The sequence below is a fragment of the Microbacterium sp. C23T genome (assembly GCF_053345975.1).
Window position 1 is genome coordinate 50,434 of record NZ_JBKFBD010000029.1, and the last position, 20,009, is coordinate 70,442.

At 69.1% G+C, this 20,009-nt stretch carries 18 protein-coding genes, 1 tRNA gene and 1 rRNA gene; 13 read left to right on the plus strand and 7 right to left on the minus strand.

Annotated elements, in window-relative coordinates; translation table 11 throughout:
• Positions 1-408 precede the first annotated feature (408 nt).
• The gene (locus tag ACLBXX_RS16030) at positions 409-1,164 is read left to right on the plus strand and encodes an endonuclease domain-containing protein (RefSeq protein ID WP_447658847.1); all 756 of its coding nucleotides are present in this window, start codon (positions 409-411) and stop codon (positions 1,162-1,164) included.
• A gap of 132 nt (positions 1,165-1,296) precedes the next feature.
• Here the strand turns inward: ACLBXX_RS16030 and ACLBXX_RS16035 are convergent, their stop codons facing one another.
• The 3 genes from ACLBXX_RS16035 to ACLBXX_RS16045 are packed head-to-tail and all read right to left on the minus strand — an operon-like array spanning position 1,297 to position 2,755.
• A complete protein-coding gene (locus tag ACLBXX_RS16035; RefSeq protein ID WP_447658848.1) occupies positions 1,297-1,527 on the minus strand; it encodes a helix-turn-helix domain-containing protein in 231 nt (76 codons plus the stop codon).
• Positions 1,524-2,132 carry a hypothetical protein gene (locus ACLBXX_RS16040; protein ID WP_447658849.1) on the minus strand — a complete coding sequence of 203 codons (609 nt, stop codon included), beginning with the start codon at positions 2,130-2,132 and terminating at the stop codon, positions 1,524-1,526. The genes ACLBXX_RS16035 and ACLBXX_RS16040 overlap by 4 nt, the downstream gene beginning before the upstream one ends.
• Entirely contained in the window at positions 2,132-2,755 is a 624-nt protein-coding gene (locus ACLBXX_RS16045) for a hypothetical protein (protein WP_447658850.1), read from the minus strand. Before ACLBXX_RS16045 ends, ACLBXX_RS16040 begins: the two co-directional genes overlap by 1 nt.
• A 197-nt stretch (positions 2,756-2,952) precedes the next feature.
• Between ACLBXX_RS16045 and ACLBXX_RS16050 the strand changes: the two genes are divergently transcribed.
• The 3 genes from ACLBXX_RS16050 to ACLBXX_RS16060 all read left to right on the plus strand — a co-directional run bounded on the left by ACLBXX_RS16050 (position 2,953) and on the right by ACLBXX_RS16060 (position 6,836).
• A complete protein-coding gene (locus tag ACLBXX_RS16050; RefSeq protein ID WP_447658851.1) occupies positions 2,953-5,478 on the plus strand; it encodes an ATP-dependent Clp protease ATP-binding subunit in 2,526 nt (841 codons plus the stop codon).
• An 80-nt stretch (positions 5,479-5,558) separates the two neighbouring features.
• Positions 5,559-6,062, plus strand: a complete 504-nt coding sequence (locus tag ACLBXX_RS16055; RefSeq protein ID WP_387147784.1) for an amino-acid N-acetyltransferase — start codon at positions 5,559-5,561, stop codon at positions 6,060-6,062.
• A gap of 78 nt (positions 6,063-6,140) precedes the next feature.
• The gene (locus tag ACLBXX_RS16060) at positions 6,141-6,836 is read left to right on the plus strand and encodes a hypothetical protein (protein ID WP_447658852.1); all 696 of its coding nucleotides are present in this window, start codon (positions 6,141-6,143) and stop codon (positions 6,834-6,836) included.
• A gap of 137 nt (positions 6,837-6,973) precedes the next feature.
• Here ACLBXX_RS16060 and ACLBXX_RS16065 read toward each other — a convergent pair whose 3' ends face one another.
• A complete protein-coding gene (locus ACLBXX_RS16065) occupies positions 6,974-8,533 on the minus strand; it encodes an amino acid permease (protein WP_447658853.1) in 1,560 nt (519 codons plus the stop codon).
• Positions 8,534-8,712: 179 nt separating this feature from the next.
• Here ACLBXX_RS16065 and ACLBXX_RS16070 point away from each other — a divergent pair, with 179 nt between their 5' ends.
• From ACLBXX_RS16070 to ACLBXX_RS16095, 6 genes are read left to right on the plus strand one after another with little or no spacing between them, the layout of a single operon-like run.
• Complete coding sequence (locus ACLBXX_RS16070; RefSeq protein ID WP_447658854.1) at positions 8,713-10,074, plus strand: glutamine synthetase family protein; 1,362 nt, start codon at positions 8,713-8,715, stop codon at positions 10,072-10,074.
• Entirely contained in the window at positions 10,055-10,804 is a 750-nt protein-coding gene (locus ACLBXX_RS16075; RefSeq protein WP_447658855.1) for a gamma-glutamyl-gamma-aminobutyrate hydrolase family protein, read from the plus strand. The genes ACLBXX_RS16070 and ACLBXX_RS16075 overlap by 20 nt, the downstream gene beginning before the upstream one ends.
• The gene (locus ACLBXX_RS16080) at positions 10,801-12,156 is read left to right on the plus strand and encodes an aldehyde dehydrogenase family protein (RefSeq protein WP_447658856.1); all 1,356 of its coding nucleotides are present in this window, start codon (positions 10,801-10,803) and stop codon (positions 12,154-12,156) included. Before ACLBXX_RS16075 ends, ACLBXX_RS16080 begins: the two co-directional genes overlap by 4 nt.
• Positions 12,157-12,166: 10 nt before the next feature.
• Entirely contained in the window at positions 12,167-12,940 is a 774-nt protein-coding gene (locus ACLBXX_RS16085) for a 3-oxoacyl-ACP reductase (RefSeq protein ID WP_447658857.1), read from the plus strand.
• A gap of 9 nt (positions 12,941-12,949) precedes the next feature.
• Complete coding sequence (locus ACLBXX_RS16090) at positions 12,950-13,666, plus strand: FadR/GntR family transcriptional regulator (protein ID WP_056372470.1); 717 nt, start codon at positions 12,950-12,952, stop codon at positions 13,664-13,666.
• A gap of 44 nt (positions 13,667-13,710) precedes the next feature.
• Positions 13,711-14,118, plus strand: a complete 408-nt coding sequence (locus ACLBXX_RS16095) for a dehydrogenase (protein ID WP_447658858.1) — start codon at positions 13,711-13,713, stop codon at positions 14,116-14,118.
• 186 nt (positions 14,119-14,304) lie between these two features.
• Here the strand turns inward: ACLBXX_RS16095 and radA are convergent, their stop codons facing one another.
• From radA to ACLBXX_RS16110, 3 genes are all read right to left on the minus strand, one after another.
• Positions 14,305-15,675 carry a DNA repair protein RadA gene (gene radA / locus ACLBXX_RS16100; protein WP_447658859.1) on the minus strand — a complete coding sequence of 457 codons (1,371 nt, stop codon included), beginning with the start codon at positions 15,673-15,675 and terminating at the stop codon, positions 14,305-14,307.
• A gap of 106 nt (positions 15,676-15,781) precedes the next feature.
• Positions 15,782-16,735 carry an L-lactate dehydrogenase gene (locus tag ACLBXX_RS16105; RefSeq protein WP_447658860.1) on the minus strand — a complete coding sequence of 318 codons (954 nt, stop codon included), beginning with the start codon at positions 16,733-16,735 and terminating at the stop codon, positions 15,782-15,784.
• A 52-nt stretch (positions 16,736-16,787) separates the two neighbouring features.
• Entirely contained in the window at positions 16,788-18,149 is a 1,362-nt protein-coding gene (locus tag ACLBXX_RS16110; protein ID WP_447658862.1) for an MFS transporter, read from the minus strand.
• A 185-nt stretch (positions 18,150-18,334) separates the two neighbouring features.
• On the opposite strand from ACLBXX_RS16110, the gene ACLBXX_RS16115 reads away from it, so the two are divergent.
• The 3 genes from ACLBXX_RS16115 to ACLBXX_RS16125 all read left to right on the plus strand — a co-directional run.
• Positions 18,335-19,192, plus strand: coding sequence for an LLM class F420-dependent oxidoreductase (locus ACLBXX_RS16115; RefSeq protein ID WP_447658861.1), 858 nt, complete (start codon positions 18,335-18,337; stop codon positions 19,190-19,192).
• 57 nt (positions 19,193-19,249) lie between these two features.
• Positions 19,250-19,340: transfer RNA gene (locus tag ACLBXX_RS16120), tRNA-Ser, on the plus strand.
• 550 nt (positions 19,341-19,890) lie between these two features.
• Positions 19,891-20,009, plus strand: a 16S ribosomal RNA gene (locus ACLBXX_RS16125); the annotation flags it as partial.

Consider the following 20,009-nt stretch of genomic DNA (forward strand, 5'->3'; position numbering starts at 1 on the left):
GCCGGCGCTGGGTACCTCTTGTTCCGCAGTCACTTGTGGCGGGTTTCGGGCCTCGAGACCCGCCGTTTGTGACTGCGGAGCGGCGAGTGCGGGTTCCTCCCCAGGAGGCGCGGCGGTGCCGTCGTCCACAGAAGGCTGAACCGGGTTCCACTGCGAGCGACGGCGCGGTCAGGATCGGGCGGCATGCACAGGAAGCCGTTGCCGGGCGGTCTCGGGAGGGTCTTCACGATCGCGGACGCGAAAACCGCCGGTGTCCCGAGATCGAGGCTGCGGGCACTCGACCTCGACTCCCCGTTCCGCGGGCTACGCGTGGTGTGCGACGAGGTCCCCGCGTCGCCGGAAGAGCGGCCCAAGGCGGAGGCGGCCACCGCAGCGATCCGCGCGAACGCCTTGCTCTACGCACGGGTGATGCCGAGGAATCAGTTCTTCTCGCACGTGACGGCTGCGGTGCTATGGGGGCTGCCACTCCCCTCCCGCATCCTGACCGACGCGTTCGGTCGCCCCCGCATGCTCGATGTCGCGGTGCGGGCTCCGCTCCGGCATCCGCGGCACGACGGAGTTCTCGGCCACCAGGTGAAGCAAGGGACCGTCATGGTCGTCCACCACGCGACCCACGGCGTTCCGCTGACCAGTCCCGCATTCACCTGGGTGATGCTGGCGGCAGTTGTGCGCGACCACTACGACCTGGTGGCGGTCGCGGATGGAGTCGTCCGCGAGCAGATGTTCCCGGAGGATCCGCCGCCGCTCGGCACTCTCGAGCAGCTCGAGTCGGCTGTGCGGTCCGGGCGCAGGGTGGGCATCAGGGCACTGAGGGAGGCGCTGCCGCGTGTGCGCACTCGTTCGGCATCGCGGATGGAGACCAGGTGCCGGCTCATCCTCATCGATGCCGGTCTGACCGAGCCGCTCCTGAATCATGCGGTCTTCGACTCGACGCGGGGATTCATCGGAGTCGTCGACCTCGCGTACCCTGAGCTGAGGATCGCCATCGAGTACGAGGGCGAACACCACCTGCGAGATCCCGGGCAATGGGCGAAGGACATCGCTCGCTACGAGGCGCTCGCCAACGCCGGCTGGTTCGTGATCCGCGTCACGAAGAACGACGTGTTCGACGGCCGGGCCGGCCTCATCTGGCGGGTGCGGTCGGCGGTCCGCTCTCGCCGCTGACCGCGACATCCGCCCCCGCCGCTCCGCAGTCGCTTCGTGCCGATCGTCGCAACCTGAGGTGACCGAAAGCGACTGCGGGACGGGAGAACGCTGGGCGGGACGGATGCTGCGGGCCGCAGCATCCGGAATCGGTCAGTCGGCCCGCACCAGGAGGTCGCCGATCTCGCAGTCGAGCGCCCGGCAGATCGCCGACAGCGTCGAGTAGCGGATCGCGCGGGCGCGGTCGTTCTTGAGGATCGACAGGTTCACGACCGAGACTCCGACGAGCTCGGAGAGATGCGTCAACGTCATCCGCCGCTCGAGCAGAAGCTCGTCGAGCCGGCAGTGCACTCCGGAGGGGCCGTCGTCGTCGGCCGGGGTCACACGAGCCCCCGCACATCTCGTTGCAGCCGCTCGCCGTGGGCGAAGGCGCCCGCGAGAACCCCGAAGACGATCGCCGCGATCCACGCCGGTGCGAACGCGACGAGGTCGAGCATGTGTAACGGTTCGTGGGCAAGGCCGAGCGCCTCCATCGCGCTGCGTCGCGCCATCGCATCGCTCAGCATCACCAGCAGTGCGGTCGCGAAGACGGTCGCGCCGATGAGCGTGAGACCGCGCGTCACCCTGCGGGCGAAGAACTCGCCGGCGCGGAAGGCGAGCGCCACCCGGATGAGCGCGCCGACCACGACGAGCGTGCCGACGAGGGTGATCACGACCGATACGACGAGGAAGAGCTGCCCGGTGACGTCGAGATCGGGCACGAGCACGGTGGCCTCCGTGAGGACCCGCGAGTCGGGCGACGACTCGCCCTCGAGCTGAACGTCGACGGCGTCGTCGGTGACCGGCAGCGCGAACGGCGTTCCGGCCGGATCGAACACGGCGACGATGCGCGAGATGGCCCAGATGACGATGCCGACCGCGATCGCGACCGAATACAGCAGCAGGTCGAGCGCGCCGGGCGCGGCCTTGGACGAGGATCGTGTCGACATCACACCAGGCCCGCCGTGTCGCGCTGAAGGCCTTCCATCCTGCGGAGCAGGTACGCCAGCGCGATCACACCGAGGCCGACGACGGGGATCGTGAGACCCCACGACGACAGGGCGAACCCGGGGACCAGGATGCCGTCCACAGCATCGTTCAGCTCGAACGCCGCCTGCATCGAGGCGAACCCCGTGAGCGCCGTTGCCAGCAGCGGCCCGAGGACGAGCACCAGCCCGGCCACGAGGCTGAACCGGTAGAGCGCCGGGCGGAACGGTCGGCCGGAGGCCGTCGCGAACAGCAGCAGGGCCAGAGCGGAGCCGACGATCAGCGCGGTGACGCCGAGCAGCACCGCACCGCCGGCGAAGAGAGCGCGGGTTCCCGTCGCGAGAGCGTCGGTGGTGAGGGCGACGGTCTCGACGGCGGCCTCGCTCACGCCCCCACCGGGCTCGACCGGCACCGTCTGGTCGGCGAGCAGCGACACGGTCACGGTGTCGGCCCACACGAAGGTCGCCGCGATGGTGGCCTGACCCGTGCCGAGTGCGACGGCCATCGCCACGGCCAGTCCGCCGATCACCCGCATCGTGACGCGGTCCGCGCGATGGGGGATCGTGTCGACGGTGCTGTCGATCATGGCGCCCTCCTTGCATATCGATAAACGTTGTTATCGAAAAACGATAAACCCGATGGATGCTGCGCCGCAAGGCATCCGTTCCGTTTCGTGTGCGCTCCGCCGACGGCGAACACGGCCGTGCGCTCCCGAGCCGCTGGCTACCCTCGTTGTAAGGCGCAGTGGGTCAACCGACCCGAGGCGCCCCGGAGGAGTGAACGATGTTCGAGAGATTCACCGACCGTGCCCGTCGTGTGGTCGTCCTCGCCCAGGAAGAGGCGAAGATGCTGAACCACAACTACATCGGCACCGAGCACATCCTGCTCGGTCTCATCCACGAGGGCGAAGGGGTCGCCGCCAAGGCGCTCGAGAGCCTGGGCATCTCGCTCGACGCCGTGCGCGAGCAGGTGCAGGACATCATCGGCCAGGGCCAGCAGCAGCCGACCGGTCACATCCCCTTCACGCCGCGCGCCAAGAAGGTGCTCGAGCTCAGCCTCCGCGAGGCGCTGCAGCTGGGCCACAACTACATCGGCACCGAGCACATCCTCCTCGGCCTCATCCGCGAGGGCGAGGGCGTCGCCGCCCAGGTGCTCGTCAAGCTCGGCGCAGACCTCAACAAGGTGCGCCAGCAGGTCATCCAGCTGCTCTCGGGCTACCAGGGCAAGGAGCCCGCGGGTGTCGCTTCCGGCGCCGGCGAGCAGACCCAGGGCACCACGCAGGGCGGCTCGCAGGTGCTCGACCAGTTCGGTCGCAACCTCACGCAGGCCGCGCGCGACAACAAGCTCGACCCGGTCATCGGGCGCGAGAAGGAGATCGAGCGCGTGATGCAGATCCTGTCGCGCCGCTCCAAGAACAACCCCGTCCTCATCGGCGAGCCCGGCGTCGGAAAGACGGCCGTCGTCGAGGGTCTCGCGCAGGCCATCGTCAAGGGCGATGTGCCCGAGACGCTCAAGGACAAGCAGCTCTACTCCCTCGACCTCGGCTCGCTCATCGCCGGCTCCCGCTACCGCGGTGACTTCGAGGAGCGCCTGAAGAAGGTCACCAAGGAGATCCGCACGCGCGGCGACATCATCGTCTTCATCGACGAGATCCACACCCTCGTGGGTGCGGGTGCCGCCGAGGGCGCGATCGACGCCGCGTCGATCCTGAAGCCGCTCCTCGCGCGTGGCGAGCTCCAGACGATCGGTGCGACCACGCTCGACGAGTACCGCAAGCACTTCGAGAAGGATGCTGCGCTCGAGCGTCGCTTCCAGCCGATCCAGGTCGCCGAGCCGAGCCTGCCCCACGCGATCAACATCCTGAAGGGGCTGCGCGACCGCTACGAGGCGCACCACAAGGTGCAGATCACCGACGGCGCGATCGTCGCGGCGGCGAACCTCGCCGACCGCTACATCTCGGACCGCTTCCTGCCCGACAAGGCCATCGACCTGATCGACGAGGCCGGCGCCCGCCTGCGCCTGTCGATCCTGTCGAGCCCGCCGGAGCTCCGCGAGTTCGACGAGAAGATCGCCAAGGTTCGCGAGGATAAGGAGCGCGCCTCCGAGGACCAGGACTTCGAGAAGGCCGCGTCGCTGCGCGACGAGGAGAAGTCCCTGCTCGCCGAGCGCCTGCGCCTCGAGAAGCAGTGGCGCTCGGGTGACGTCGCCAGCCACGCCGTCGTCGACGAGGGCCTGATCGCCGAGGTGCTCGCCCAGGCGACCGGCATCCCGGTGTTCAAGCTCACCGAGGAGGAGTCGAGCCGTCTCGTCTTCATGGAGAAGGCGCTGCACCAGCGCGTCATCGGCCAGGAGGAGGCGATCGCCGCCCTCTCGAAGACGATCCGCCGTCAGCGCGCGGGCCTCAAGGACCCGAAGCGCCCGTCGGGCTCGTTCATCTTCGCCGGCCCCACCGGTGTCGGAAAGACCGAGCTGGCCAAGGCGCTCGCCGAGTTCCTCTTCGACGACGAGCACGCGCTCATCTCGCTCGACATGTCGGAGTTCGGTGAGAAGCACACCGTCTCGCGGCTGTTCGGTGCCCCTCCCGGATTCGTCGGGTTCGAAGAGGGCGGCCAACTCACCGAGAAGGTGCGCCGCAAGCCGTTCTCGGTCGTGCTCTTCGACGAGATCGAGAAGGCTCACCCCGACATCTTCAACTCGCTCCTGCAGATCCTCGAAGAGGGCCGCCTGACCGACGGTCAGGGTCGCGTCATCGACTTCAAGAACACCGTGATCATCATGACGACGAACCTCGGTTCGTCGGCGATCGCCGGTGGCCCCGTGGGCTTCCAGGTCGAGGGCAACAGCGGCACGACCTACGAGCGCATGAAGGGCAAGGTCAACGAGGAGCTGAAGCGCAACTTCAAGCCCGAGTTCCTGAACCGCGTGGACGACATCATCGTCTTCCCGCAGCTCGACAAGGACGAGCTGCGCCAGATCGTGGGTCTGTTCACCAAGCGCCTCGGCGAGCGTCTGCTCGACCGCGACATGACGATCGAGCTGACCGATGCCGCGAAGGACAAGCTGATCGAGATCGGGTTCGACCCCGCACTCGGCGCCCGGCCGCTGCGTCGTGCCATGCAGCGCGAGGTCGAGGACCGTCTGTCGGAGAAGATCCTGCACGGCGAGCTCGAGTCCGGCGACCACGTGAAGGTGGACGCGCAGAACGGCGAGTTCGTCTTCGAGCACGGGCCGCGCGGCGACAAGGTCGCGGTGGGAGTCGTGCACAACGGCGAGATCTCCGCGACTCCGGACCTCGCTGCGAACGCGTAACCCCTGATTCGAACGAAGAGCGGATGCTGCGGCATCCGCTCTTCGTCGTTCCGGGGCCCGCGCGGCTCTACGCTTGATGGGTGGCAGAGTTCACCGTCCGGCCGGCACGCACGAGCGACGTCCGCCGCATCCAGGCGCTCCTCGAGCCGTTCGTGCAGCGGCGGATCCTCCTCGGCAAGGACCTCGTCGTGCTGTACGAGGCGACGCAGCAGTTCCTCATCGCGGAGGACGCCAACGGCGACATCATCGGCTGCGGCGCGCTGCACGTCATGTGGGAGGACCTCGGAGAGGTCCGCACGCTGATCGTCGCCGACGGCTGGCTGCACCACGGTGTGGGCCGCGCGATCGTCGAGGGCCTCGAGACGAACGCCCGCACGCTCGGCCTCTCGCGCCTGTTCTGCCTGACGTTCGAGGTCGACTTCTTCACGCGTCGCGGGTTCGAGCAGATCGGCGAACAGGTGGTCGACCCCGACGTGTACTCGCAGCTCATCCGCTCTCCCGACGAGGGCGTCGCGGAATTCCTCGACCTCGCGCACGTGAAGCCGAACACCCTCGGCAACACCCGCATGATCAAGCGCCTCTGACGCTCGCTCGGCCGCCGAGTCGCGGCATCCGGGGCGCGCCGACGGGAGAAGGCGACGCCCGCCGTTAGCCTGTTGAACATGACCGGCCCCAGCCCCCGACGTCGCCCCTCCAAGGCGGTCTACCGTCGCCGGCGGCTCGTGCTGATCGTCGGGCTGCTGGTCATCGCGGCGGTGGTCTGGCTGCTCATCGCGCAGCCGTGGGCGGGGGCGGCGACGACCTCGTCCGACGAGAAGCCCCCGGCGAAGAACACGGCCGAGTCGCTGCCGGTTCCGTCGTCGCAGGCGACCACCGGCGGAACCGACACCGGGGCCGTCGAAGGCGCGGTCGTCGAGGGGCAGACCCCGACGCCCGGGGCGACCCCCACTGCGCAGGCGTGTGTCGCGAGCGAGATCACGGTCGAGCCGGTCACCAGCGCTGACACCTACGCGGGCGAGCAGCAACCGCAGTTCACGATCAAGCTCACCAACAACGGGCCCGACTGCACGATGAACGTCGGCACCAGCGCCCAGTCGTTCACGGTCACCAGCGGCGACGACATCTGGTGGCGCTCGACCGACTGCCAGAGCGAGCCCAGCGACATGATCGTGCTGATCGCCGCCGGGCAGACGGTGTCGAGCGCGACGGCCCTCTCGTGGGATCGCACGCGCTCCGCGGTCGGCACCTGCGCCGACGGCAACCGCCCGATGGCTCCCGGCGGCGGCGCCTCGTACCACCTGTCGGTCGAGATCGGCGGCATCCCGTCGACGGAGCCGAAGCAGTTCCTGCTCTACTGACGCGCACCTCGGACCGATGACGGATGCCGCGGGGCGCAGCATCCGTCTTCCCGATCGTCCGTACGACGCAGTGGAGCGGGGCGTCCCCCAGGCCGCCCCGCTCCTCTTCCCCTGCACAAGGTGTTTTGGCCGAACACCTAGGGCTTGTTGTCGAAGACTTCCTTCTCCATCGCGTCGTAGCCCTCCGCCTGCGGATCGCGGTGCTGGCCACCTGACAGCGCGTACTCCTCTTCCGGAGAGAGCACCAGGCGGTGGCGGCCGACGAGGGCGAAGATGACGAGGCCGATGACGTAGAGCACCCCGATCGCGATGATCGCAGCCGTGTATCCGGGGTTGATGAACTGGCCGATGAACGTCGCGAGGGCGATGACGCCGGCGATGGCGGCGCCCGTGATGCCCACCGGGCTGCGGTACGGGCGCGCGACGTTCGGCAGCTTCACCTTGAGCACGACGTACGACACCATCTGCAGGAGGTAGGAGATGACCGCGCCCCACACCGCGATGTTGAGCACGATCGCGTTCGAGACGGCGCCGATGTCCTCGTTGGCCTTCGTGATGAGGTCGACGCCGACCAGCACGACGAAGCCGATGATCGCGCCCGTGAGGAGAGCCACCCACGGCGTCTGGCGCTTGCCGGTGAGCGACAGGAACTTGGGGTAGTAGCCCGCACGCGACAGGGAGTACATGTTGCGTCCGTAGGCGAACATGATGCCCTGCAGCGAGGCGAGAAGGCCGATCAGCGCGAAGAGCGCGAGCACCGCGGCGAGCTGAGGCGGCAGGAAGGCTCGGAAGCCGTCGAGCAGCGGTTCGCCGCTCGCCGCGATCGCGGCCGAGCCCGTCACCGCCGGGTTCAGGAACAGCACGATGGCGCCGGTGAAGATGAGGGTCAGAAGGCCCCAGATGCCCGCGCGGGGGATGTCCTTCTGAGGGTTGTGCGCCTCTTCCGCCGCGAGGGGGAGCTCTTCGATCCCGAGGAAGAACCACATCGCGAACGGCAGGGCGAACAGGATGCCCATGCCGCCGAAGGGCAGGAACTCCGACGATCCGGCGATGGACTCATCGGGCGCGATGTCCCACACCCGGGAGAAGTCGACGGCGCCGTTCGCGAACGCGAGCACGCCGAAGAGCACGAGGATGCCGATGGTCAGGATCGACACGACGACGGCGAACCGGAAGGAGATCGCGGCTCCCGCCGTGTTGAGACCGATGAACACGGCGTAGAGGACGATCCACCAGACCCACTGGAGTCCCGCCGCCTTCAGGTCGAACGCCCCGCCGCTGAGGATCGAGAAGATGCCGTTCAGGTAGTCTGCGGAGAAGAGCACGATCACGCCCGTGGTGAAGACGTACTCGATGGTCTCGGCGAAGCCGGTGATGAAGCCGCCCCACGGGCCCATCGCCGATCGGGCGAACGAGTAGGCGCCGCCCGTGTGGGGCAGTGCCGCCGACATCTCGCCGATCGAGAAGAGCATGCCGAAGTACATGACGATGATGATCAGCGTCGCGATCAGCAGCCCGCCCCATCCCGCGGCTCCGAGGCCGAAGTTCCAGCCCGAGAAGTCGCCCGAGACGACCGCCGCGACGCCGAGGCCCCACAGGCCCCAGAATCCGGCTGCCCGGGTGAGTTGGCGTTTCTGGAAGTACTCGCTGCCGGCCTGCGTATAGGTGACGCCGCCGACGGATCGGGAATCTGACATGACGGGCTCCTCGCTCTCGGGAAAGCGCGCGCGATTCTACGGATGTATCGCCTCTTGGCAAGAGAATGGCGCGAAAGGTACTTCGTGTCTACCTTTAGAAGCAACTTCGTCCCGCGCGAGGCCCGATACGGTGGCATTTGTGGGGCGAAAAGGACGCGCGGCCCACCAATGGAGGACTCATGACGGCCCAGGCCCCTCTCAGCGTTTCCGATCTCGACGCCGGGATCGCCGCGGGCGACATCGACACCGTCATCGTCGCGTTCGCCGACGCCCAGGGCAGGCTGGTCGGCAAGCGGGTGTCGGCGCGGCTCTTCCAGGAAGAGGTGCTGCCGCACGGTGCGGAGGCGTGCAACTACCTGCTGTCGGTGGACGTCGACATGAACACCGTCGACGGCTACGCGATGTCGAGCTGGGAGACCGGCTACGGCGACATGATGTTGCGCCCCGACGTCTCCACCCTCCGACGCGTCCCGTGGCTGCCCGGATCCGCGATGGTCATGGCCGATCTCACGTGGGAGAACGGCGACCCGGTCGTGCAGTCGCCGCGCGACATCCTGAACCGCCAGCGCGCGCGGCTCGCCGACCGCGGTCTCGTGGCCTTCTCCGGGACGGAGCTCGAGTTCATCGTCTTCGACGACACGTATCGGGATGCCTGGGCCAAGGGCTACCGCGATCTCACACCGTCCACCGACTACAACGTCGACTACGACCTGCTCGCCTCGGGCCGCCTCGAACCTCTCCTGCGGGACATCCGGCTGTCGATGGACGGTGCCGGCTTCTACACCGAGGGCGTCAAGGGCGAGTGCAACCTGGGCCAGCAGGAGATCGCCTTCCGGTTCGCCGAGGCGCAGCAGACGGCGGACCAGCACGCGATCTACAAGAACGGCGCGAAGGCGATCGCGGGGCATCACGGCAAGTCGCTCACGTTCATGGCCAAGTTCAACGAGCGGGAGGGCAACAGCTGCCACATCCACCTGTCGGTGCGCTCGGCGACGGGGGACCCCGTCATGGCCGGCGACGGCGCGCACGGCTTCAGCCCGCTCATGGAGCACTGGATCGCCGGCGTCCTGGCGACCCTCCGAGAGTTCACGCTGCTCTACGCGCCCAACATCAACTCGTACAAGCGCTTCGCGAAGGGCTCGTTCGCCCCGACCGGCGTCGCGTGGGGCGTCGACAACCGCACGTGCGCGCTGCGCGTGGTCGGCCACGGCTCGTCGCTGCGGGTCGAGAACCGTGTACCGGGCGGCGACGTCAACCCGTATCTCGGCATCGCCGCCATCATCGCGGGCGGCCTGCACGGCATCGAGCACGAGCTGCCGCTGCCCGACCGGCTGGAGGGCAATGCGTACACGGCCGGCGTCGACCACCTGCCGACGACGTTGCGCGAGGCGGCGCAGCTCTTCGACGAGTCGGCCATCGCCCGGGCGGCGTTCGGCGACGACATGGTCGAGCACTACCTGAACCAGGCGCGCATCGAGGTCGAGACCTACGACGCCGCCGTGACCGACTGGGAGAGGGTCCGTGGCTTCGAGCGGCTCTAAGAAGCCTGTCATCGGTCTGACGACCTACCTCGAGCAGGCGAAGCAGGGCGTCTGGGACGTCCGCGCGGCGTTCCTCCCGCAGGTCTACTTCGACTCGGTGACGGCGTCGGGCGGCGTGGCCGTGCTGCTGCCACCGCAGCCCGACCCCGAGATCGCGGCGGACGCGGTGCTCGACGGACTCGACGGGCTGATCCTCACCGGCGGGCTCGACGTGCAGCCCGAGCTGTATGGCGCCGAGCGGCATCCGCGCACCGACGAGCCCCGGCCCGATCGCGATGCGTGGGAGCTCGCCCTCTTCCGCGGCGCGGAGCAGCGCCGGCTGCCGGTGCTCGCGATCTGCCGCGGCCTGCAGCTCGTGAACGTGGCGCGCGGCGGCACGCTGCATCAGCATCTGCCCGAGGCGCTCGGCACCGAGCGGTTCCGCGTCGGCGGGGGCGTCTTCGCGACAAACGACGTCATCGTCGACGAGGGGTCGCGCCTGGCGGAGCTCGTCGGACCCGGTGCGCTCGAGGTGCACAGCTACCACCACCAGGGCGTCGATCGCCTCGGCGACGGACTCGTCGCGACCGCCCACACCGACGGGCTCGTGCAGGCCTTCGAGTCGGACGGCGCGGGCTACGTGCTCGGCGTGCAGTGGCACCCCGAGCAGAACCAGGAGGACCGCAGGCTGTTCGCGGGGCTCGTGGCCGAGGCATCCGTCTATGCATCGCGAGGAGTGCCCAGCGCATGAGCGTGTTCACCGTCATCAACCCGGCGACCGCGCTGCCGATCCGTGAGGTCGCTCGCGCGAGTCAGGACGAGACGGATGCTGCGATCTCGCGCGCCGTTGTCTCGCAGCGTTCGTGGGCGTCGCTGCCGCCGGTCGCGCGGGCCGACGCGCTGCGGTCGTTCGCGCGCGTGGTCGAGGCGCACATCGAGGAGCTGGCGCAGTTGGAGGTGCTGAACTCGGGTCACCCCATCGGGTCGGCCCGCTGGGAGGCATCGCACGTCGCGCAGGTGCTGAACTTCTACGCCGGGGCGCCCGAGCGGCTGTCGGGGCAGCAGATCCCGGTCGCGGGCGGGCTGGACGTGACGTTCCACGAGCCGTACGGGGTCGTCGGGATCATCGTGCCGTGGAACTTCCCGATGACGATCGCGTCGTGGGGGTTCGCGCCGGCGCTCGCCGCGGGCAACGCCGTCGTGCTGAAGCCCGCCGAGCTGACACCGCTCACCGCGATCCGGCTGGGGGAGCTCGCGCTTCTCGCAGGACTGCCGGAGGGGCTGTTCGAGGTCGTCACGGGGTCCGGCTCGGTCGTCGGGCAGCGGTTCGTCTCGCACCCCGACGTGCGCAAGGTCGTCTTCACCGGCTCGACGTCGGTGGGGACGGACGTCGCGGCGGGCTGCGCGCGCGAGCTCAAGCCGGTCACCCTCGAACTCGGCGGTAAGAGCGCCAACATCGTGTTCGCCGACGCCGACCTCGAGAAGGCGGCGGCATCGGCACCCGGGGCCGTGTTCGACAACGCCGGGCAGGACTGCTGCGCCCGCAGCCGCATCCTGGTCGAGCGATCGGTGTACGACCGATTCCTCGAGCTGCTCGAGCCCGCGGTGCAGGCGTGGCGGGTCGGCGACCCCGCGGACGAGGCGACAGACATGGGGCCGCTGATCTCGGCATCCCATCGCTCGACCGTCGAGGGATTCCTCGACGGGGCGGACGTCGCGTTCCGGGGAACGGCGCCGTCCGGTGACGGCTTCTGGTTCGCACCGACCGTGGTGCTGGCCGGCCCCGCCGACCGCATCGCGCGCGAGGAGGTCTTCGGGCCCGTCGTCGCGGTGCTCCCGTTCGACGATGAGGCCGACGCGATCCGGCTGGCGAACGACACGATCTACGGTCTCGCCGGCTCGATCTGGACCGAGAACCTCGGCCGGGCCGTGCGCGTCTCACGCGGTGTGAAGAGCGGTGTGCTGTCGGTCAACTCGCACTCGTCGGTGCGGTACTGGACCCCGTTCGGCGGCATGAAGGCCTCGGGCCTCGGCCGCGAGCTGGGTCCCGACGCCGCCGAGCACTTCACCGAGACCAAGAACGTCTTCTTCGCGACGGACTGAAGGGAAAAGCATGGATCTGACCCAGCGGCTCAAGGACCGGGTGGCCGTCATCACGGGCGGGGCATCCGGCATCGGCCTCGCGACCGCACGGCGCTTCGCCGCCGAGGGCGCACGCGTCGTGATCGCCGACCTCGACCCGGCCGCCGGGGAGCGGGCGGCCCTGGAGGTCGACGGGCTGTTCCGTCCGGTGGACGTCGCGGACGAGGCATCCGTCAACATGCTCTTCGACTCGGTCGCGGGCGACCTCGGGCGCCTCGACATCGCCTTCAACAACGCCGGCATCTCACCCGCCGACGACGACTCGATCGAGACGACCGAGCTGCCGGCGTGGGAGCGGGTGCAGGACGTCAACCTCAAGAGCGTGTACCTGTGCTCGCGCGCGGCGCTGCGGCACATGGTGCCGGCGGGCAAGGGGTCGATCATCAACACCGCCTCGTTCGTCGCGCTGCTCGGTTCGGCGACGTCGCAGATCTCGTACACCGCGTCCAAGGGCGGCGTGCTCGCCATGACCCGCGAGCTCGGCGTGCAATTCGCGCGCCAGGGGGTGCGCGTGAACGCGCTGTGCCCGGGTCCTGTGAACACCCCGCTGCTGCAGGAACTCTTCGCGAAGGACCCCGAGCGCGCGCAGCGCCGGCTCGTGCACGTGCCGATGGGCCGCTTCGCCGAGCCCGAGGAGCTCGCGGCGGCGGTCGCCTTCCTCGCGTCGGACGACGCGTCGTTCATCACCGCGAGCACGTTCGTCGTCGACGGCGGCATCACGAACGCCTATGTCACCCCGCTGTAAGGTCTCGCCATGACCGATGCCCCACTGCAGGAGGTGCGCAAGGCCGTCTACCGGCCGGTGCGCGAGGGCAACGCGCTCGAAGACACCGTCGCGCGCCTGGTGCAGACGATCCGGCTGGGCGTGGTCGCGCCGGGGGAGTCGCTGCCGTCCGAGCGCGAGCTCGCCGTGCTCTACGCCGTGAGCCGCGACACGGTGCGCGAGGCGATCCGTGAGCTCGCCGACACCGGCTATCTCGTGCGCCGGCGCGGCCGCTATGGCGGCACGTTCGTCGCCGACCCGCTGCCCCAGCCGCCGCACCCGCGCGACGTCACGGCCGCCGAGCTCGAGGACGTCCTCGGGCTTCGCCGCGTGCTCGAGGCGGGCGCGGCCCGCGCCGCGGCCGGACGCACGCTCGACGCCGCCGCCCGGGACGAGCTGTGGGCGCGCTACGAGGTCGTGGCCGAGGCATCCGAAGCCGACTATCGCCGGCTCGACACCCTGCTGCACCTCACGATCGCCGAGCTCGCCGCCATCCCGTCCCTCGTGGCGCTCGCCGCCGAGAACCGGGCGCGCGTGAACGAATGGCTCGACACCTTCCCGCTGCTGCCGCGCAACATCGAGCACTCCAACGTGCAGCACGAGCGCATCGTGACCGCGATCCTCGCGGGGCGACCGGATGCTGCGGAAGCCGCGATCCTCGAACACCTCGCCGGTTCCGAGGCCCTGCTGCGCGGCTTCCTCGCCTGATTGGACGCCGCGTTACCGCTGCGTCGGGCGATTACGCTGGACGGGTGGCAGGCAAGAAGCGCGTGAAGAAGGCCGGAGCGGCGGACTTCCGCAATACCCAGCTCGGCGACGCGCTCCAGACGCAGGACATGGCCGCGGTCGCCTTCGCGCTGCGCCACGGCCCCACCGTCGTCCCGCTGATGCGGCCCGGTCACCGTGACAACCCCCTCGACGTCGGCGAGGTGTGGACCTACCGCGACGCGAAGACCGGCGACATCGCGCTGCTGCTGTTCAGCGACGCCGCCCACAAGCCCGAGACACTGCCCCCGGGCGTTGCGCTGCAGTCGCCGACGTGGCTGCGCGCCTTCCTCGGCGCGCATGAGGACGAGATCACCACGGTCTTCTTCGACATCGCCGGTCCGCACCCGCTGCAGGCCTCGCCCGCCGACCTCATCGCCGCGCTCGACGCCTGATCGCGGAAGTCGGACACTCCGCGCGAAAGTCCGCGGGGGCGCGACGGTGCGGGGCAGACTCGCCGGGTGGAGTACCTGCTCGTCGGAATCGTCTGCGCGGCCGGACTGGTGATCCCCATCGTGCTGGGGTTCGCCGATCCCGGGCGGCGCCGGCGGCCTCGCGGTCGCTGAGGGCGTCGCCGCGGCTCAGAACTCGGGGATGTCCTCGCCGGGTCGGCCCTTCGAGCGCACCCGCACGTCGCTGACGGCGCCTCCGAGGGATCCCGACCGGTGGTCGATGACATCGCGATAGCCGAGTCGCGCGCCTTCGCTGCGTCGCTGCGCGGCCTGGGTGACGGGCCGCACCTCGCCCGCCAGGCTCAGCTCGCCGACGACGGCGATGTGCCGGGGAATCGTCCAGCCCTCGACCGCGCTCGCGACGGCGAGCGCGATGGCGAGATCAGCCGCAGGCTCGGCGAACCTCACACCGCCGACCGTCGAGACGTAGACGTCCTGGTCGGAGGTCTTGATCTTCATCCGCTTCTCGAGCACTGCGAGCACGGTCGCGACGCGCGCCGCATCGACGCCGTTCACGATGCGCCGCGGGTTGCCCGACTTGCTGTCGATCGTGAGCGCCTGCACCTCGACGGGGAGCGCCCGGCGACCTTCGAGTGCGATGGACACGCACGTACCCGGCTCGGTGCTGCCGTGACCGAGGAACAGCGCGCTGGGGTCGGGCACCTCGGCGATGCCGGCGCCGGTCATGTCGAAGCATCCGACCTCGTCCGTCGGGCCGAACCGGTTCTTGAGCGCGCGCACGAACCGGAGCGACGTCTGCCGATCGCCCTCGAACTGGCACACCACGTCCACCAGGTGCTCGAGGATACGAGGACCGGCGATCGAGCCGTCCTTCGTGACGTGGCCGACGATGATCGTCGGGAGCCCACGATCCTTCGCGACGCGGATGAGCGTGGCGGCGACCTCGCGCACCTGCGACGGATGCCCCGCCATGCCCTCCGACAGCGCCGACGACACGGTCTGCACCGAGTCGACGATGAGCAGGTCGGGCTTGACCTCGTCGACGTGCCCGAGGATCGTCGCGAGGTCGGTCTCGCTCGCGAGGTAGAGCTCGTCGTGCAGAGCGCCGGTGCGCTCGGCCCGCAGCCGGACTTGAGCGGTCGACTCCTCGGCCGAAGCGTAGAGAACGCGCCGCCCCGCCTGGGCGGACTGCGCGGCGACTTCGAGCAGCAGCGTGGACTTGCCGACGCCCGGTTCGCCCGACAGCAGGATCGCAGCTCCGGGCACCAGACCACCGCCGAGGACGCGGTCGAACTCGCCGACGCCCGTGGTGCGCCGCGGCGCGTCGGACGTGTCGATGCGCGTGATCGGCTGCGCCGCGCGCCCCGCACCGGGGGAGACCGGAGTCACCGAGCGGAGGATGCCGGTCTGCTCGGCGGCCTCGACCACGGTGCCCCACTGCTGGCACTCGCCGCAGCGCCCGACCCACTTGAGCGTGGTCCAGCCGCACTCGGTGCACCGGTAGGGGGCTGTCTGCGTCGGGCGTCGGGCAGCGGGCATGCGATGAGCCTACGTCCGGCCCGCGACATCGCCCGCGAGCCCCGCTGTTCGCGGGAAGGACGGATGCTGCGGCCCGCAGCATCCGATCCGCCGGCGTCGACCGGGCTCAGCCGCGCAGCGAGTCGGCGACCTCCTTCAGCGCCGCGGCGGAGGCGTGGAACAGCTCGAGCTCCTGGTGGTCGAACTGCGTCTCTCGGATCGGCGCGGCACCGGCCGCGCTCACGACAGACGGCACCGACAGCGCCACGCCGTCGACGCCGTGGAAGTCCCGCAGCACCGGCGAGACGGGCATGACCGCACGCTCGTCGTTGAGAATGGCCTCGATGATGCGCGCGCTCGACAGGCCGATCGCGTAGTTCGTCGCCCCCTTGCCCTGGATCACCTTGTAGGCGGCGTCGCGCACGTCGATGGCGATCTGGTCGAGCTCTTCGACCGACATGCGGTCGCCGGCGGGCGTGACCCACTCGAGGATCGGGACCGTGCCGATCGTCGCCTTCGACCACAGCGGGAACTCGGTGTCGCCGTGCTCGCCCACGATGTACGCGTGCACGCTCGAGGTCGAGACGCCCGCGCGCTCGGCGAGCTTCCAGCGCAGACGCGACGTGTCGAGCACGGTGCCCGACGCGAATATGCGCTCGGGCGGCAGGCCGGTCTCCTCCTGAGCGAGGACCGTGAGCACGTCGCAGGGGTTGGTGACGATGACGTAGACGGCGTCGGGCGCGACGCTGAGCAGCTGCGGCATCATCTTCTTCATGATCCCGGCGTTCACGCCGGCGAGCTCGATGCGGGTCTGACCCGGGTTCTGCTTCGCGCCGGCCGTGATCACGACGACGTGCGAACCCTCGACCACCGACAGGTCACTGCCGCCGATGATGTCGCTCGTCCCGGTGAACTGCGTGCCGTGCGCGAGGTCGAGCACTTCGGCCTCGACCTTCTGCGTGGCGATGTCGTAGAGGGCGACATGGCGGGCGGAACCGCGGATGAGCGCGGCGTACGCGGCGCTCGAGCCGACGCTGCCGGCTCCGACGATGGTGACTTTCGAGTTCTCGATGACGGCCATGCGGCCAGTCTTGCAGTCGACGGATGCTGCGAGCCAGCGTGGATCGCCGGGTCTATGCCCCGTCGGATGCGCGCTGGGGATTGCGGATCCCGAAGAACGACGTGATCCCGCCGGCGATCATCAGCACCGCCGTGACGATGGCCGACCGGTGGAAGCCATCGAGGTCGAGGGCGCCGCCGACGATGGTGGCGAGCAGGGCGATGGCGATCAGCCCTGCGACGCGCGCCACCGCGTTGTTGACGGCGGAGGCGATGCCCGAGCGCTCGGGGCCGATGGCCCCGAGGATCGCCGACGTGAGCGGAGCCACCGTGAGCGCGAGGCCAGCGCCCATCACGATCATGCTCGGCAGCACCTGCCACCAGTAGGAGAAGTCGGTGCCGACGGTGAGGAGGAGCAGAGCGCCGATCCCCATCGTGATCGGTCCGACGGTCATGAAGAACCGCGGACCCCACCTCCCGCTGAGCGACCCGACGCGCGAGCTGAAGAGGATCATCAGGATCGTCATCGGCAGGCTGGCCAGCCCGGCCAGCGTCGCGGGGAGTCCCGCGCCCTCCTGCAGGTACACGACCACGACGAGTCCGTTGAGTGCCAGCGCCCCGTAGATGAAGGTGGTCGCGACGTTGCCGGTCCAGAAGTTGCGCACCCGGAAGAGATCGAGCGGCAGGATCGGATGCCGCACCGTGCGCTGCCGCAGGATGAAGGCGAGGAACAGCACCGCGCCGAGGACGAGCGGCAGCCAGATCGCGGGGGACCCCCAGCCCTGGGTGGGCTGCTCGATGAGGGCGTAGACCATGCCGCCGAGGCCGAGGGTGCACAGCGTCGCGCCGAGCCAATCGATCGAGGCACCCGGATGCCGCGTGTCGCGGAAACCGCCGCGCGCCAGCAGCACGAGGGTGACGCCGATCGGAGCGACGTTGATGAGGAAGGCCCACCGCCACGACGCGAAGTCGACCAGGATGCCGCCGAGCAGCGGGCCGACGATCATCGCGGACGTGGTCATGGCGGTCCAGATGCCGATGGCGCGGCTCTGCGCCGAGCCGCTGAAGTTCGACGTGATGAGCGCGAGCGAGCTCGGCACGAGAAACGCGCCGGCCGCGCCCTGGAACCCCCGCGCGACGATGAGGAACTCGGCGGTCGGGGCGGCGGCGATCGCGAGGGAGGCGATGCCGAACCCGATGAGCCCGATGTGCAGCACCAGCACCCGCCCGTATGCGTCGCTCACGGATCCCGCCACGAGGATCAGCGCACCGAGGGTGATCAGGTACGCGTCGACGACCCACTGCTGCGTCGTGATGCCGCCGCCGAGCTCCTCGCTGATCGCCGGCAGGGCGACGTTCACGATCGTGCCGTCGAGGAAGGCCACGAACGACGCGAGCACCGCGATCCACAGCACATACCGCTGCGTCGTTGCCATGCGGCCCGTGACGGATGTCGGCGCCTCGCCCGGGTGCTCGTCGGTCACGATCCCCACGCTAGACCGCCCCGGCGACACGGGGGCCGTCGCCGTCGAAGTGGATGCGCTCGGCCGGCCCGCACCCTCGCGGGCGGCGACTAACCTGACGATGCAGTCGATCCGATCGCTCGGAACAGGAGATGCGCATGGACTTCGGAATCCACATCGCGGACTTCACCTGGCGCAGCGGCGCCGCGCAGCTCGGCCCGGCGCTCGCCCGGCACGTGCGCAATGCCGAGGACGCCGGCATCCATCGCATCACGGTCATGGACCACTTCTGGCAGCTGCCCGGCCTCGGACCGGTGGAGCACGAGATGCTCGAGGCGTACGCGACGCTCGGGTTCATCGCCGCCCACACCGAGAAGGCGATGCTCCATGCCCTCGTCACCGGGGTGATCTACCGGCACCCCGCCCTGCTGGCGAAGCAGGTGACGACGCTCGACGTGCTGTCGGGCGGTCGTTTCGGTCTCGGACTCGGCGCTGCGTGGAACGAGGAGGAGTGTCGTGGGCTCGGCTTCCCGTTCCCGCCGGTCGGCCGAAGGTTCCGTGAGCTCGAGGAGACGCTGCAGATCTGCCTGCAGATGTGGTCGGACTCGGACGAGCCCTACGAAGGTGCGATCTGGCAGCTCGAGCGGACGCTGAACTCCCCGCAGAGCATCACGCGCCCGCATCCGTATCTGCTGATCGGCGGTGGCGGCGAGAAGAAGACCCTCCGCCTGGTGGCCCAATACGCGGATGCGTGCAACCTCGGCGTGCGCGGCGAGCTGCCGACGCACAAACTCGACGTGCTCCGCGGCCACTGCGACGACGTCGGGCGCGACTACGACGACATCGAGAAGACCGCGATGGTGGCGATCACGCCCGAGTCGACGCCGGCGGACCTGGCGGGGATCGCCGAGTCGCTCACAGGCATCGGGTTCACGGCGACGTACGTGTTCGCCGTCGGGATCGACGAGCCGGAGCGTGTGGTGGACGTGATCCGCGGGGCGATCGAGCTCGGCTGAGACCGCGGGAGAGGGCTCGATTCGCAGCATCCGCCGACGTGTCGTAAGCTTGTCGGCGGTGACGTGTCCGAGCGGCCGAAGGTGCAACTCTCGAAAAGTTGTGTAGGGTAACCCCCTACCGTGGGTTCAAATCCCACCGTCACCGCCAGCTTCGCCAGATCAGCCCCGCTTCGTGCGGGGCTGATCTGCGTTTGGGGCCAGTTCGATCGTGACGGGATCCGGCGTCTGGCGGGGTCTCCGTGGGGGCCGAGCAGCCGTCCAGGGCGTCGATTTGGACGAAACCGCATCCGCGGGGTAGAGTCTTCTTGTTCGCCCCAAAGGGTAGAGCGGAAGGCCTCAGGGTCTGGCTCCCCTCAAGTAACGAACCGCCCCATCATCTCCAAGACGCTCCGCGTGCTGGACGATGGGTTTCCCGCGCGAAGCGCTCCGGTCGGTCTGACGGACAGCTTTGATGGGATAAGATAGTGAAGTTGCCCTGCGGTGATGGCTGTGAAGCCGGAATGCGGGTGCGTCCGATCTTTGAGAACTCAACAGCGTGCACTTGTCAAATGCCAATTTTTTTCTCTGTCGACCGGTTTTCTGGTTGGTGGGGGTCTTTTTGGATCAATTCATGGATGTCAGTTTGATATTCGTTTTTGGTCATGATTGAACTCGTCTGCTAGTGAACTGTTTTCCCGGTTTCTGGTGGGCATCATTTTTTTATGGAGAGTTTGATCCTGGCTCAGGATGAACGCTGGCGGCGTGCTTAACACATGCAAGTCGAACGGTGAAGCCAAGCTTGCTTGGTGGATCAGTGGCGAACGGGTGAGTAACACGT

Excerpts from the sequence above, each read along its gene's own strand:
- ACLBXX_RS16050 (WP_447658851.1), top strand. The coding sequence starts at position 2,953 with ATGTTCGAGAGATTCACCGACCGTGCCCGTCGTGTGGTCGTCCTCGCC.
- ACLBXX_RS16045 (WP_447658850.1), bottom strand. The coding sequence starts at position 2,755 with ATGATCGACAGCACCGTCGACACGATCCCCCATCGCGCGGACCGCGTC.
- ACLBXX_RS16040 (WP_447658849.1), bottom strand. The coding sequence starts at position 2,132 with ATGTCGACACGATCCTCGTCCAAGGCCGCGCCCGGCGCGCTCGACCTG.
- ACLBXX_RS16085 (WP_447658857.1), top strand. The coding sequence starts at position 12,167 with ATGGATCTGACCCAGCGGCTCAAGGACCGGGTGGCCGTCATCACGGGC.
- ACLBXX_RS16065 (WP_447658853.1), bottom strand. The coding sequence starts at position 8,533 with ATGTCAGATTCCCGATCCGTCGGCGGCGTCACCTATACGCAGGCCGGC.
- ACLBXX_RS16105 (WP_447658860.1), bottom strand. The coding sequence starts at position 16,735 with ATGGCCGTCATCGAGAACTCGAAAGTCACCATCGTCGGAGCCGGCAGC.
- ACLBXX_RS16030 (WP_447658847.1), top strand. The coding sequence starts at position 409 with ATGCCGAGGAATCAGTTCTTCTCGCACGTGACGGCTGCGGTGCTATGG.
- ACLBXX_RS16115 (WP_447658861.1), top strand. The coding sequence starts at position 18,335 with ATGGACTTCGGAATCCACATCGCGGACTTCACCTGGCGCAGCGGCGCC.
- ACLBXX_RS16090 (WP_056372470.1), top strand. The coding sequence starts at position 12,950 with ATGACCGATGCCCCACTGCAGGAGGTGCGCAAGGCCGTCTACCGGCCG.
- ACLBXX_RS16070 (WP_447658854.1), top strand. The coding sequence starts at position 8,713 with ATGACGGCCCAGGCCCCTCTCAGCGTTTCCGATCTCGACGCCGGGATC.
- ACLBXX_RS16060 (WP_447658852.1), top strand. The coding sequence starts at position 6,141 with ATGACCGGCCCCAGCCCCCGACGTCGCCCCTCCAAGGCGGTCTACCGT.
- ACLBXX_RS16080 (WP_447658856.1), top strand. The coding sequence starts at position 10,801 with ATGAGCGTGTTCACCGTCATCAACCCGGCGACCGCGCTGCCGATCCGT.
- radA (WP_447658859.1), bottom strand. The coding sequence starts at position 15,675 with ATGCCCGCTGCCCGACGCCCGACGCAGACAGCCCCCTACCGGTGCACC.
- ACLBXX_RS16110 (WP_447658862.1), bottom strand. The coding sequence starts at position 18,149 with ATGGCAACGACGCAGCGGTATGTGCTGTGGATCGCGGTGCTCGCGTCG.